At 54.9% G+C, this 14,293-nt stretch carries 8 protein-coding genes and 2 pseudogenes; 8 read left to right on the forward strand and 2 right to left on the reverse strand.

Annotated elements, in window-relative coordinates; all coding sequences use genetic code 11:
- Positions 1-1,752 precede the first annotated feature (1,752 nt).
- From AWB66_RS30950 to AWB66_RS34735, 3 genes and pseudogenes are all read left to right on the forward strand, one after another.
- Positions 1,753-3,465, forward strand: a complete 1,713-nt coding sequence (locus tag AWB66_RS30950) for a pentapeptide repeat-containing protein (protein WP_125469849.1) — start codon at positions 1,753-1,755, stop codon at positions 3,463-3,465.
- A 593-nt stretch (positions 3,466-4,058) separates the two neighbouring features.
- Entirely contained in the window at positions 4,059-4,754 is a 696-nt protein-coding gene (locus tag AWB66_RS30955; RefSeq protein ID WP_087633824.1) for a uracil-DNA glycosylase, read from the forward strand.
- 16 nt (positions 4,755-4,770) lie between these two features.
- A pseudogene (locus AWB66_RS34735) lies at positions 4,771-5,089 on the forward strand (porin); the annotation flags it as partial.
- A 566-nt stretch (positions 5,090-5,655) separates the two neighbouring features.
- On the opposite strand, the gene AWB66_RS30960 reads toward AWB66_RS34735, so the two are convergent.
- Positions 5,656-7,563 (reverse strand): GmrSD restriction endonuclease domain-containing protein, encoded by a 1,908-nt coding sequence (locus AWB66_RS30960; RefSeq protein WP_087633825.1) that lies wholly within the window; start codon positions 7,561-7,563, stop codon positions 5,656-5,658.
- 1,715 nt (positions 7,564-9,278) lie between these two features.
- Between AWB66_RS30960 and AWB66_RS30965 the strand changes: the two genes are divergently transcribed.
- Together AWB66_RS30965 and AWB66_RS33310 are read left to right on the forward strand one after the other, a co-directional pair.
- Positions 9,279-10,082: a hypothetical protein gene (locus AWB66_RS30965; RefSeq protein ID WP_125469850.1), complete on the forward strand. Its 804-nt coding sequence runs from the start codon at positions 9,279-9,281 to the stop codon at positions 10,080-10,082.
- 3 nt (positions 10,083-10,085) lie between these two features.
- The gene (locus AWB66_RS33310) at positions 10,086-10,331 is read left to right on the forward strand and encodes a hypothetical protein (protein ID WP_125469851.1); all 246 of its coding nucleotides are present in this window, start codon (positions 10,086-10,088) and stop codon (positions 10,329-10,331) included.
- A gap of 481 nt (positions 10,332-10,812) precedes the next feature.
- Here the strand turns inward: AWB66_RS33310 and AWB66_RS33315 are convergent, their stop codons facing one another.
- Complete coding sequence (locus AWB66_RS33315; protein ID WP_125469852.1) at positions 10,813-12,738, reverse strand: hypothetical protein; 1,926 nt, start codon at positions 12,736-12,738, stop codon at positions 10,813-10,815.
- A 142-nt stretch (positions 12,739-12,880) separates the two neighbouring features.
- Between AWB66_RS33315 and AWB66_RS34150 the strand changes: the two genes are divergently transcribed.
- From AWB66_RS34150 to AWB66_RS33320, 3 genes and pseudogenes are all read left to right on the forward strand, one after another.
- Complete coding sequence (locus tag AWB66_RS34150) at positions 12,881-13,027, forward strand: hypothetical protein (RefSeq protein ID WP_200819117.1); 147 nt, start codon at positions 12,881-12,883, stop codon at positions 13,025-13,027.
- A 45-nt stretch (positions 13,028-13,072) separates the two neighbouring features.
- The gene (locus AWB66_RS30970; RefSeq protein WP_087633827.1) at positions 13,073-13,549 is read left to right on the forward strand and encodes a ScoMcrA-related endonuclease; all 477 of its coding nucleotides are present in this window, start codon (positions 13,073-13,075) and stop codon (positions 13,547-13,549) included.
- A gap of 59 nt (positions 13,550-13,608) precedes the next feature.
- Positions 13,609-14,293, forward strand: a pseudogene (locus AWB66_RS33320) (transposase); the annotation flags it as partial.

The following is a 14,293-nucleotide window of genomic DNA, read 5'->3' on the forward strand; positions in this document are numbered from 1 at the left end:
CTGGCTCCATTACGCCGATCCTGCGCTGGCACCTATGCGCCGATCATCAATTGGCTCCTATACGGCGATCCGTGACAGCAGATTGGGAATTGTGCTCTCGCCTTTCTCTCGAACGGCGGCGCCCTGCGCTGGGATTGGATTTGTCGTCATTGCCACGGCTCCTCGACAACGTTTGCCCTTTAGGCCTGCGTGCACTCGGACTGACTCGACAGATGAAGCTGGCGTTAGCATCATCGCCCCTAGGTATGACTGTATGTGCGATATGGAACACAACAGGCGACCATCAATTGGGCCGACGTTTAAATCGGTGGGCTATATGAACAGACATCAGGACTCAGCCGTTGCGAATAGCCTGCGACCGGCTATTCATTGTCGATTCGAATCCATCGACATGGTCGGTGACCGTCCTGGGTAAATCCCTTTGTCCGCCAGTTGCGAATGCGCGGTTTGACGCAAACAGCACGCGCCATTCGGATTGCGAGCAAACGTCGACGGGATTTTATGTTTGACTAGGGTTGCGCTATTCCACATCGTGCAGGTTGGCGCGCGAGATGCGTCCAACTAAGCCGTGCTACGGCGAGACATAAGCCGCTTGAGGCCGGCGTTAGCGAGGTTGCAGTCGATGAGAATCATTCGACCGGGACGGGACGGAACTTCACCACTCAAGATTTGCGAGATTCGGCCGATAGCGCAGAGCGTAGCCCGCCCTTGTTTGCGAGACAAGTTATCTAACGCTCTACCTGAACGCCAAATGACAAGAGTACTTTTATTCGGCTTTGCCGCGCTGACCCTTCTTTCCGCCTGCAGCAGTCAGCTTGCGAGCTCGCCTTATCGACCTATCCATGGTGATGCGCAATGGCTTATCGATGGTGAAATCAGTCCGACCTACGAGGGTTCGTTCTTCGTTAATGGCCAGCTTGCTGCGAAGGGGCGATTGTCGAATGGATTCGTTCGAGGTTCATACAACGGTCATCCGGTTTCCGTGACCTGCAAACATACGAAGGGTCTCTTCAGCACGGACGATGACTGCGACGTCTTCATCGACCAAGAGCTAGCCACTCGGCTTCATTCCACAAAGAATTGGTGAACCGACGCGGCGACCAGGCGTTTCCACTGCGAAACTGTGAACAGGAAAAACACGTCGGAGCTGCCGCGTTCCCAATTCTGCTGCAGGCGCAAGCTGTGCAAGTGGTGCTCGACACAACAATTCGAAAGCAATTTCTTCCTTGCTTGTGATAATCGCAGCGGTCCGTTTCGCTTTGACGCGCGAGCGGCTTGGCATGGCGTTGAACGTCAATCTCCCGGCGCTCCTAGAACCGGCCGTTGAGCTCTGGGACGCAAGCCGCAGCGGGCTCCGGGCAGCAACTCGTCAGACGTGGAGAGACTGAAGGGGGGCCGGATTGGCGCTCGACGGGTCCGCAAGGGCCGCAGAAGTTTCTGTGAAGCGTCATTCTCAGGCAACCCTGGAACACGTGACCGGAGGTGCTGCAGCTACTCCGGCCAGCCAAAACCGGTCGGAATCGACGGAGCAACCCATCGTTGCCGGCTGAGGCGACAAAACGCGGAATGTCAGTCTTACTGAACCAGGGAAGCACCGTCCTTTTGGGGCGGTGCGGATGTCACGGCGGGGCAGAGTTTCTTCTCTCTCCACAAAGCCGTCGCGGGACTTGACGGAACATTCGATTGCGCTCAACCTCCTGCGATAGTCCTGTGCAGCCGCCGCAATAGCCCGAGGATAACGCGGAGTCGAGCATGCGTACTTTTGCAGCGCTGGTGCTTCTAATTTTTGTGCAATTACCGAACGCCGCACACTCCAAAGCGCCGCCTCGCATGCCACCTGAGGCGGTCTGCTCCCAACACGAGCGCGGTTGGTCACCTGACGAACGGGTCGTCTGGAAAACAGCTTGTAAAGCGCAAGGTCCGTACCGCGAGGACTCGATGGACGACAGCAAGCCGCCGGTCATCAGAGCAGAGTTCCTACGCGACCTGCTTACCAAAAAGATATATTCTGAAAAGCTTTCGTTAACAGGCCTAGGGCTCTCACGCGTGCGCGTACGCGAGGATGTGTGGTTAAACCAGCTAACTATCCCAGGCGGTCTCTGGTTCGATAACGTGACGTTCGAAGACCCTGTGCACTTAGACGGCACGCGCGTCCAAGGTCCGGTTGAATTTAACCGCAGCGAGGTACCAAAGTTAACCATTCAAGGAGCAACGATTCAAGGCGCCTTGACGGTTAGCAGCACGGCAATTGTTCTCGCGAAGGGAGCGCACATCGAGGGGGATTTAATGATTGATGGTGGCATAAGCCCAGAAGAGGTGCGTCTTGCCGACCGTGAAAGACCGCTGCACCCCGTGGAGGGCACCCCTTCCTATGGCAGCCCGAGCCTCCGCCTTGCCGGCGCTCGGGTAGAGGGTGGGATTGTACTGCAACATCTTCCTTCCCTCTGCAAGGTCGACGCAAAATACATGGAAGTAAAAGGGCCAATATCTGTTGTAGACAGCGGTGTGGATAACCTTGAGGACCTGGGGCGGCATCAAAGGCCCAGTAACCTGACTGTCGACATGTCCCACGTCGAAGCGACGCAAGACCTTGTGATTCGCCAATCAGATGTCGGCGTCCTAAACCTGAACGAAGCAAAAATAAAAGGCTCCTTTCGTGCGGAGGCCAGCGCGTTTCAGCGCATCGACGCCCAAGGGGTACGAATTACTCAGGAATTCGTGCTGGACCCGTTCGACACTGAATCGGCAGGCGGCAGGCGTCCACGGAGCGAGAACATAGCCGCTGGCGCTAAATGGTGGCCGGGCGCTTCCTCCCTTGATTTAAGCAATGCTCGAATGTCACGGATAGTTTCTCCTAGGAGCCTCGAAGTTTGGCCAGAATCTATTATGATACGAGACGCCCGGTTCGACAGCTTCATCTCTTACCCGGCTGTCCGGACGGGAATGGAAACGGTTGAACTTGCAGAGGACGAATGGTTGAAAGACTGGCTTGCGCGCGCGACTAAAAAACGCTTCGACCCGCAACCCTACCAGCAGGTAACAAGTATGGCGACAATGTCTGGTCTGGACGCAATTGCCGTGACCGTTGGATTCGCGAAACGGGAACGTGAGCGCTGCGCGGCCTGTGAACATTTTTTTAAAACAGGCTTGGACTGCGTTTACCTAACTTTCTCACGACTGGTTATTGGCTATGGCTACCACTACTTTCGCACCGTCTTGATAGCTCTAGGATTTATCCTGCTCGGAACAATAGGATTCCGATTCGTCCCGCAAGCTGACCGTAAGGGGTTGCGCTACGGAGTAGCGTATAGTCTTGACATGTTCCTACCGGTTATAAATCTTAGGAAGCGTCACGAAAACGTCGACATATCTAACGGAATTCGATACTACTTCTACGTGCATAAACTAGCAGGTTGGATTATCGGAATATTCCTGGCCGCTGGACTAGCCGGCTTCACGAAGTAACTCGCGCGTTTCGTAGTTATGGCGGCGCGCCGCCATAACGGCCATTTTCGCGTCGTGACCGCGCATTGCGTCATTCGAATCTGGGCAACCGAGCCGAAGAGTCGTTTCGGCGGCAATGTCACGTAACTTGGGGCCGCACATGTCGTCGGCTGCCATTGCATCCAAAATCTCCGTGCGCAATTGAGTCGGTCGAGCGTACGTCGCAGGCGTACGTGCATCGCGTCGCGAAGACCGAGCTCGCGCGCGACTACCTCGACGTCCATCGTAACGTCCGTCAGCAGGATATGAAGAAGCCGCCGGAGGTGTAACTCGAAGGTTGGATGGCGCCGGGCGCCCATAAAATTATGGTCAATTTGCTCAATCATGAGCCCGTGTATAGCGGAGCCGCTTATACCGACGCCGTCACACGAGACACCGGAGGTGGACGGTAGGCTATCTTTCTGGGCATATCTGCAAGTAAGCTAAGCAACGTGTCCGGGTATCTCGTGGTTCGGCGGCTCGGTCAGCGGCTCAAGATTCTCTTGATTCTGCCGTTATGAGGTTACGGGAGCATGGCTTACAACGCCATGGGCCCAATCTAGAGGACAAACGCAATGGAAACTGACCGTAGCATCGTCGACCGGCCTAAGCTGCTAGGTGATTCGGTCGCAAAGGCACAACGCCTGGCTCAGCTTCGCGAGCAGCATATTGCGCCGCTCACCGGCTTTGTGGAAGAACTCCGCCTTGAGGCAGGGTCGGGCGCTGCCATTCCTAACTTTGACCCATGGGATGCAGGCGTCGCGGCCGAAATTCTGTTTCTGCTAGAAGCGCCGGGCGCTCGAGCCGTTGCATCCAGTTTCGTGTCTCGGAACAATCCTGACGAGACAGCAAAGAACATGTTCGAACTGAACCGCGATGCCTGCATTCCCCGCATTAAGTCTTTGCTCTGGAATGCAGTGCCGTGGTATATCGGCGATGGCGCGCGCATTCGTGCGGCGACAGCCAAGGACCTGGAGGCGGGACTGGCACCTTTACCGCGGCTAATTCAAATGTTGCCGAAGCTGCGTGCTGTCGTGTTTATGGGGAGGAAGGCAGAGAAGGCGCGGCCACAGGTCGCACGGCTGCGTCCTGACTTGGCGTTGTTCAGCTGCCCGCATCCCAGTCCGCTGTTCGTCAACAATCGGCCTGGTAATCGAGAAATCATCCTCAACGTTTTTCGAGAGGCGGCCCGGTATCTTGGAGAAAGCCGGGGCGCCGCGGCAGAGGAGCTTGAATTGGGGGCAGAGAAATCGCCCAGCAAAGCGGTTTAGGGAAGAGAACGCCTTCAAGGCTATATTCGTGCCCGAGAACGACTTTAATGGCAGTAACGGTTCGCTCGGCAGAAAAACTATCGAGGGAGCACGCAATGTCTGATGTTCGGCAGGCAAGCATGCGTCGGCGTATCAAGCACCTATGGGACGGTAACACTCGGACGTCAGTATGAGTCCATCGTGGACTACGTCGGTCAGTTCGAAGCTTCAACGCAGTGGGGAGGATTCATCTCCTCACACCCGGCGACCTTGATAACTTCAACAACCTGTATCGAGCGAATAGCGCGGTCAAGTTCAACAGTTTCAATTACGGTGGGCTGGCGTTCGGCGGATTGTCGGTGTCGACGGAACACACGAGAACGTCAACGTCTTCTGCTCGTGTGCTGATGTAGAAATGCCCTGGTGCACCGTCGAAGTGGGGCCGCCGCTGCTCCAGCCTGAAGACAGACCCGTTCTCGAAGTGGCGTTCCAGTTTTCCCTGCAATAAGAAGCGCAGACTGCGGCATCGAATTGAGCTTTTCTCGGTGACCTCCGGCGTGCTGCCGCCTCCGAGCGAATCTGACAGACGCATACAACGACCGCATGTCGCAGTTTTAAGCGCTCGTTCGCTTCGACAGCAGTCGCCATCTGCGTTAAGCCGCGGAATGGTGGATTGACAGGAAGAAACCCTGGACAGAGCCGCCCGCCGGTTGCGAGGAGCCGAAGGACTTCTCATCACCGCAGTTGCTGGGATGAGCGTCGATTCGGGCATCCCTGACTTTCTCGCCGCGATGACTTCTGGCGCGCCCGTCCCGCGCCTCGGCACCAATGCCTTTCAGTCAACGACATTGCGACCCAGGAAGGTTGCGCACGGCGCAACCCCATCTTTACAATGTGTTCTCGCGCCACAACTGCGGCAGTGCTATGACGCATCCATTGTCAAATCGGCTTCCAATGTCGCCTCGTCGGACTCGTAGTCTTCACCTTCCTCATTATTCTCTCCGGCGTACGCGCGCTTACCCATTGCATCTTCAATCAAAGCCAGCAGCCGCTTTTGCCTGTCAGACATGAATGCTTCGAACGAATCACCTCGAAGCAAAACCGGGTCGATGAAGTGCGACTCCAGATGCTCGTCCAGTCGTGCGCGGCCAATAGGCGGTGCTGTCGAATTTCCCGCCTCAAGCTTCGCCAGATATTCCGAAGGCGCGACTCCACCAATGATGCGGTTTGTTCGATAGGACAAAGGGGTCTTGTTAATTATCGAATCGAATATGGCCGGTTTGACGCCGTTGGACTTGCACCAGTCTTGAGGAAAAATGTGGTGAATATCGACGTTCTCACCAAAGAACACGATGTGGTCAAATTTTTGCCCGGAGCGGAAATCTCGGGCTCCCTCCCTCATGAGCAACGCATTTACACCCTTGTACGCGGCCGAGAGGCGCATCCGCATCGTCTTCAGCCGGTCAGCGCGAAATATAGTCTCGCTAACTGTAGTCGGCTCCGGACCGCCGGTCAGCCACGCAGGGACCTCCTGGAAGTCCCGCGCGAAGCGCGAATCGACTGCCGACCCATATAACTCGCCGAAGACACCATTCCAATACCACTGGACTAACTTCGCGCGGATGGTGTCATGCTCCCAGTCGGTTCCTATGTCGGCAAGAATCGCTGCGAGTGGAACAATCTGTGACTGGTAGGGCAAGTCAAACACCCGATAGATATGCAGCATGTGAAGAAACCGCGCAGCGCGGATGAATCCGGTCTCGACTTGTGCCTCATACTTTTTGTATGCACTCAACGGGAGGTTTAAAAGCGCCTGGCGGTTTCCGCTTACCGACGGCAACTCCTTTCCCGATTTCTTGGCCTTCTCTGCCTCCCGGCGCCTTTCGCGCGTGTAGAAAAGCGAGACTGCTTGCAAGAAGTCCGTATTAGTCACGTTGGCGATGATGCCGGAGGTCGCCTCAGCGGGACGCAGCGTCTCTGCGAAGCGACTCTGCCTACCCTTCACTTTTTCATTGCCGAACCAATCTTTCCGAAGTTCATGTCCTTCGGCGGCATACATCGCCGTGACAAGTTCGAATGCATCAAGCGGCTTGCCCCCGGTGTTGACCTTCTCAAATACAACGCATACTGCTTCCTTCGACGTGGACCTGTCGAGCGCGATTACCGGGACCCGATAATCCTTGAAGTTTTCAAGAATCGCGACCTTGAACGCCTTAAACAACTTCCGAATCTCTGAGTGTTCATCCCCGCGCCAGTGCTCCTGAAAGCCGTCCTGCCATGAGTCCCAGTCAAACGCTTGTGACACGGGGTACATCAGCGTTTCGTATTCGCGTTCCGCGGTCGTGAGGTCGAGAACCTCGGAACGCCCGAAATCAGTCCTGATAACCCGGTCTTCCGGAACACCAACAATGGCATCCTCCCGGTCACACGAGGGGTCCATGGCTTTTCTAATGTCGATGTAAAACCAGCGTTTGACCTTCTTGTTCTTTGGAGTAACGGTCTCTACAACTTTTCCGCGGAGCGTCACCTGGTATAGCGAAGTCATTCGCTGTTGACCGTCAAGGAGCAGTGACCGCGGCACAGCCGACTGCGCGGCAAGCGGAGCGCCCTCAACGGGCCGAGGCTTGAACTCAACATCGCCGCCGGTTTCAAGAGTCATCAACGCGCCCACAGGAAATGCACGGGAGATGGATGCAATTAAGCTCTTAATGCGGTCTTCGTCCCAGACCCAGCTGCGCTGGAAGTCCGGTAGCTGAAGGGCGCCACGGTCGCAGTCGTCAAGTAGTTCTCTCAGTGCAATCGGATTGGTTTGAAACGCGGACCTGGCCATAGTTCGGGGTTTTGTCTTAAAGGGCAACTTGTTTTAGGAAGTAAAGCGGATTTATGGCGAATTATCGGATGGCGCTCCCGCTCGTCAGCTTTACGGTTTCAAATGACGGTTTTCAGCCCTCTATATATCGTCAACCATCGTGCACGTTTCAGTTACTCAGACGGGCGCCGACAATAATTCGAACAAGCAACACGGTAACCGGTTTTCTCGCCGAATGAAAGGCATCGAGCTGGCGAAGCCATAGCGGCTTCGACGACACCGCAGTCCTGCAAAACTTCCCTGGGTGAAAGGCCACAAAACGCCCTCGTGGCGGCGTCACCTGACGGCGGCCATCTCGGCGCGGAAGGGAAAGGTCCGCGGCCAGGCTCTTCAGACTGATTCCGGCTTCCAAATTGCGACGGGTCGGCGAGTCAGCAGCGCGGAGGTAATTCATGGCGCCAGTGCAGCGCAATGCGCTTTCCGTCAGTCCGGCCGTCGCGCGGGTTAGTCGTCTTGGTTATGTGGGGTTGACTGTTAAAGAATTTGTATAAATTGTCGTTATTGCATTTCAATGTACCAGAACCATCAATAGGGTCGGCATCTCTCTGAATACGTCAACCTACTGACATGCCATTACCGAACGCCGTAGACTCAACTGGAAATATTCATCCGACCCGCTCCTCCCCGGCATGGGTGAGTAGATGTGCATCGAAATGAAACGAAGAGACCGGTTCTAGAACGTCCTGTGCCAACCACTGGCGCTTGACCTTTCGCCAGCTTTCCCAATGGACCGTTCAGGCCTGCCGTCCGACATCAAGCGCGCGTCGTTTGCGATTTATGTCGAACCTCCGTCGGCACGAGGATTGAACGAGATATTGCCCATTCTGAGAAAGAAGGTTAGGCAGACAGAAAGCCGAGTCGCGCCTCTACTCGTTGTTCTGCGCTTGTCGGCGACGGTCTGTCCCGTAAGGGGGCGACTTCAGCTTGGCTCAAGAGCGAGAGTATTGAAAACTCCGAAAGGCAGGACGTGACATCCTACCTTTGGCTATCGCGTAGTCGTCACCGACAGGTTGGAGCCGATTGGCTATTGCACGTTTCCGATGTGCATCCGGTGTGACGGAAGCATTGAGATTGACGTCCAGGAAGTGTGGCTTGAGGCGCGTTACAGGGGAATCGCGCTCGGAAAAGACGTCGCGAGAAAGATTGCACTACTGGCACACTCAGCCATTGAGTAGATTGATAGTCGGGCAAGCGATACCGGATTGGGGCGACTCTGCCTAAATCTGTCGGTCTCGGGTGATGTGTATTCCGAGTCCGGTGCGCGTTCGTGAGGAGTGTAGCGGCTGCACTCGATTTCGAAACTCGCTACGCAACCTGCTCCAGCATTGAAATTGGAAGCGTCGCTTGCGACCCGCGGCGGTGACTTGTGCGATTGACGGATGGCTCTGTAACTTGAATTCCGATGACGAGCCAGTGACTGTTAGTGAGGTGCTTCGGAAGGCGCTGGACTTGAGGCGCCTTTGATGTCATCGCTAAAGATTTTATGCTTGTGACCGTAAACAGAGACAGCGCGGAAGGACATGGCCCATCGGGACCACCTGTCGGTGGCGGCCTTGTCCGAGGTCCTCAAGCAATGAAAACGACACGGCATGCGGTCGTTACCCACCGTCCAAATATGTTTGTCGCTTGATACGCGGTACTTCGGCGGTTAGCGCTTTCCTAGAGGTGATTTAAACATGAACAAATACTGCCTAACAGCAGACGAATTTGCACTCTTGTCGGCTGAGTACGATACACATGCCATAGATTTTGCATACGGGTTGCGCATGCTGCAGCTGTGTATCGAGAGCGCGAATGAAGTGTTCGACGGGCGCTTGGGCTACGAGGAGTTTGGCGACTGGTTGGAAGAGTTGTCGCAGCACGTGAGCGAAGGCTTTGAGTATCTTGCGCAATATACCGGTTTCTCGGAGTCGAGCGATGACTCTTCGGAGCAAGAAGGGCTGGAGGCTGCTCACGAATGCGACGCAATACAGCTGTCGGACCTGAATGACCTAATGCAGGTCGTGGCTGAGGGCCTCGAAGGAGCACTTGATGATTCTCCAGCGGCGTCCATGGTGCTCGACGCGAGCGACGAAGAACAGGAGCGACTCGACCACGAGGTCGAGTCCGTCGTGGAAGCGATGCGAAATGTCGGACATGAGACGTACTACTTCTTGATTTGCGCGCGGTATCATTGGGGAAAGGTGGCGGGCTCCGACACTGAAAAGTCACAGTTGCGGGACGTAACTAGCCTGTTTGGCAAGAAATCCGTGGAGCGCGAGGATATCCGAGGCAGTGAACCCCGACCGCGACGTGTCAGGGCACAAGTTCCGGGACGTTTTCGCGCCGCGCGTGCCGATGCCCGTGTTGGGACCATTAAGAGGCGAATCGAGCGTGTCTTCGGTCTACCGGAAGGCTCTGTCGTGCTGCTTGGTCCAAATGGCAACGCGCTTCGAGCGGACGCGAAGATTGGAACACTGCGACGCCGGTGGGAACCGTGACCAGTGAGCGTCAATGCACTCGTGATGGTGCCCAACGCTACCGCGGACGCGCGCTTATTGCGGAACAACCAGTCGGTGCGTAAATTCGAACGAAGCGCCGGGACTTATGGCCGCCGAAGGCGTTATTATTTTAGCCAAATAGAGGTGGATTTAGCACCGGCTTTCGTTTCGATGCCGCCGCAGGCGGGCACGACGATAATTCATGGCGAATACGAAACGGCTTCCGATGCGGACGCCATATTGACCTAATCGAAACATCGACACTCTGACCTGTCTCCTTGTTCGTCAGCTGCGGCTTACAGCGCACGACCTGCTGCATCGCAAACCTCCTCATAAAGTTGATGGCGTTCAAGGTCGTGAGAAACCCGGGGCATAAGTCACTCCCGCGGCAGCGTATGAACCTGAGGCAGAGGGAGACCACCAAGCGCGAACATCTTTTCCAATCTTCGCGACGACCCGGCTAGGTGCCGCAGTGCGTCCTGCACAGACCATTCTCTACGATGGTGCCCGTCCGACTGCGGAACCTGGCAATCTGGTCGCCCTGTCCATACTGGAGCGAGGCAGGTTCGTTCTTGAGTGTCGGATTTATACCAAATTGTTCTCGCGGGCCATATAGCAGATTGTTCGTGTACCCCGCAGGATATTGGTTTGCACCGTTGATGGAAGCATGAGTCGCCGCTCAAGTGATGACATCCTCGTTGAGGTCGTCCCGGTCGCTTCTCCAAGGAAATCATATCGCACCGCTTCCCGACTGCGACGGCGTACCCGAAAAAATCGACGAGCGTTTGATTACAGGTAGTAATCCCTTCCTCTCAGCGGTGAGTAGAACCGAAATTAAGGCGAAATGCAAACTTGCAATGGAATGATATTTTCCATTTTTATAGATGCGAGCTACTGCCCACGACGACTTTACTTTTATAAAAGTTTTGTGCATCTCTCCCCCCTGGTTCGCAAATTTTATAATCCTCAAATCAGAATCGTACATAAGAGAATTCGGCAATAGATAACGGGAAGATTCGGGATTAAGTCCGTGCAGGACTGGAAAGAAGTCAGAGATAAGTTGAACTACATGACCTCGAATGTCCTCGCGCAGCGGGAATGCGTCGACTTCTAGATTCGCGGCAGCGTGCGCAGAAAGGACGGCGGCAGTAATTGTCGGCAGCGTCCACCTGACGGAGGCCGTTGTGGACTCGAAATTACAAAGTTCACGCCCTATCTTGGAAAATAAAACCAAGCGGAACTGATGCGTCACATCAGAACTTGAGGTTTTTGGCCCATATGGCGAGGAAATATGTCGCCAGAAATGCAATTCGGGAGACGACAAAGACGTCCTTGTAGGGAAGTCGCCTCTAACGCGTAAAAGATTAACTGCGAATTCTGCGAAACATGCTGCAAGTTCTGCTCTTCGAGAATCCGGAGGCCACGTGTTGCTCTCGATAATTTTCATCCATTTTATCGCAGAAGCAAACACCTCATACTCGGCGTCAGTGTCGATTTTTTTCCCGGTTGTGATATCCGTGCAACTCTTGGAACTTCCACGACTCAAAATCAGCGCCCGTTCTAATGTTGCCCATGCATTCCCGAATCCGATAGTTAAAATCTTGATGGTAAAATCCTCGTCGTATGTAGCCTTCCACAAAATCCGTTCAATAGCCTCTCGGTAACGAATTATCGCGCCGGTGGAGTGGAACTCTTCTGCCCATCCGTTCCAGCTTTCTAACACATTTGTTACGTATCCAACATTACTAAAAAGCGCGAAACCGAAATACGTATCAGGAGGATTCACGCTGAAATTCAACGCATATGGATTCCGCGTCAAATAGTCAGAATAACTAACATTGTTATCGGACCACTCGATTCCACTTCGGTCAAGGCTATTTGGAAAATGGACTTCGATATCTTTCTGATACAGTGCATGGTCACTGATAAAGCATTGACGCGCGACTAGGCTTATAAACTGAAGTATGCCGCATGGTAGGGTGTTTTTTTGGGCCCGTCGCGTGACTTCGAAAATGCTTCTCAAGAAAGGCGCATGTTTCTCCGTTAATATCTCGAAGAAGACATTCGCGCTGGAGAGGACGGCGAACAAATCACCTACTCGGGCCCGAACGATATCATCTTTGCAGCTGATGGCTTCCGTTATGTTTCCCTTGCTTTCCTCCAGCTCCCGCGCTAGCTGAGCGAGTGAATCCCGGTCGTTTGAGAGAAGGGCCTCCCGGCAGGCCTTTGCATAAGTACCTGAGTTCCGTCGCGTCCAGCGAACCGGAACAAGCAGGGAATAGACCAAAATTGTCAAGCCGACAAATGCCAGAATAGCGGACGACCACTCCCAAAACACGGCATATCCGATAACCTTCAGCGGGTTCACAGTGTTCGAGCCCGCGAAAACGCGCAAAGCAGATGAAATTGCAGCACACACAAACATTCCGACCAGGGCCGTGATGCCGTACCACCTCGATGTGCCACGGGCTTTCAAACGAAATCGTTGTGCCGGGCCGACCAACTGCATGAACGTTATAACAAGCGCAAGAGTTGAGAGGGCATTCCCTAGATTTATGAAGGTGGGAACGCTAGAGTTTGCGTCGTTGCAGGCGAGCCCTTTAAACCCCAGACACGTGCCCGACGCAACAGTGACAACGGTAAGAGCAGCACTCATCTAGTCCTCGGCAGCGTTGACTAACGTCGAAGTGACTCTGCATGCGCTTGTACGATAGTTCCCGCGACCCATTTGGTCCAGTAATCTCTCCGACAGCCAGACGAGCCGCCACGCCCGAAGTTACATTCTTTGGAGCAACACCATGAGCCCAACACGTAACGACGACCGCAGCGACAGCATTAACCCCAACAATGCTGCCTATGATGATAGCTTCGACAATCATGCAGACCGGTTGAATCCCAATAATGAGCGTTACCAAGACAGCGATGACCACCGTGACGACGAGTAAAGCCCAATTCCGTCTAGAGAGTTTATTTGCCGAGAGGGCACCTCCATGAATTTCAAAAAGCTACAGACCTCCACGGCCGTTTACGCTGCGATTCAAGAGTTCGACCGTGTCGGTCGAACTGCTTTTCTCGAAAAATACGGGTTCGGCACATCACGGGAGTACATGTTGCGCGACCGCCGTACTGGAAAGCTCTACGATTCAGAGGCAATAGTCGGTGCCGCCTACGGATATGCCTTTCCAGGTGAGGGCCCGCTTCGCGCCGCCGACTTCTCTGGCGGCGAAGCAACAGTCGAACGCGTCTTGTTGGACTTGGGCTTTGAAGTTGTTCGTGTCGGGCAAGATTGGACGACCGACGAAGTAGCCGAAACGGTAGAGTCATACTTTGAGATGCTTCGGCTTGAGTCTCTAGGCATTGCCTACAACAAGTCAGAACGTAACGAGCGACTGCGCATCAAATTGCCCGCGCGTAGCAACGCCTCTATCGAACTGGGCCGGCCCCCGCGAAAACCGGACACGAGGTAACGCTTAAACTTTGAGGTAGTCTTCCGCCTATGTTTAAGCCCAGTTCTAACGTGGAACCCATTGAAGTTTTGACCCAGCCCGAACAGCGCCGTCGGCGCTCTGTCGAGGAGAAGCTCGCGATAGTGCGCGAGACCTTCGAGCCCGGCGCAACCGTTTCCGGAGTTGCCCGTCGTCATCAGGTGAATGCAAACCAGGTGTTCGCCTGGCGCAAGCTCTATCAGGACGGAAGCCTGTCAGCGGTCAGTGCCGGCGAGCAGGTGGCACCGGCGTCCGACCTGGCCGAGGCGATGAAGCAGATTCGTGAACTCCAGCGACTGCTTGGCAAGAAGACGATGGAAGTGGAGATTCTCCGCGAAGCAGTGGAGTATGGCCGGGCAAAAAAATTGATTGCGCGCTCACCATTGCTGCCGGGGGACGACCGATGAAGACGGTCTGTGAAGTCCTGAGTGTGTCGCGCTCTAATCTAGCGGTGAAATCAAAGCGCGAAGCTAAATGGGTTGACAAGCGCAAAACGCCCGCCCGTGACGATATGCCGCTGGTCGCGGAGCTTCAGGGGCTGGTTGCTGATTTACCTACTTACGGCTATCGGCGCGCATGGGCCCTGCTGCGGCGAAAGCGGGACGCGCAGGGGCGGCCTCGCGTTAATGCGAAACGGGTTTATCGGGTCATGCATACCCACGGTCTGCTGCTCGAACGCCGGCCTCGCCATGCCCAGTCAACGCGCCGGCACGACGGCAAGGTCGC

Source organism: Caballeronia telluris (assembly GCF_001544495.1).
Taxonomy (GTDB): Bacteria; Pseudomonadota; Gammaproteobacteria; order Burkholderiales; family Burkholderiaceae; genus Caballeronia; species Caballeronia telluris.

Bases quoted from the DNA above. Each gene is read 5' to 3' on its own strand.
- AWB66_RS33315 (WP_125469852.1), bottom strand. From the start codon at position 12,738: ATGAGTGCTGCTCTTACCGTTGTCACTGTTGCGTCGGGCACGTGTCTG.
- AWB66_RS34150 (WP_200819117.1), top strand. From the start codon at position 12,881: ATGAGCCCAACACGTAACGACGACCGCAGCGACAGCATTAACCCCAAC.
- AWB66_RS30965 (WP_125469850.1), top strand. From the start codon at position 9,279: ATGAACAAATACTGCCTAACAGCAGACGAATTTGCACTCTTGTCGGCT.
- AWB66_RS30950 (WP_125469849.1), top strand. From the start codon at position 1,753: ATGCGTACTTTTGCAGCGCTGGTGCTTCTAATTTTTGTGCAATTACCG.
- AWB66_RS30970 (WP_087633827.1), top strand. From the start codon at position 13,073: ATGAATTTCAAAAAGCTACAGACCTCCACGGCCGTTTACGCTGCGATT.
- AWB66_RS30960 (WP_087633825.1), bottom strand. From the start codon at position 7,563: ATGGCCAGGTCCGCGTTTCAAACCAATCCGATTGCACTGAGAGAACTA.
- AWB66_RS30955 (WP_087633824.1), top strand. From the start codon at position 4,059: ATGGAAACTGACCGTAGCATCGTCGACCGGCCTAAGCTGCTAGGTGAT.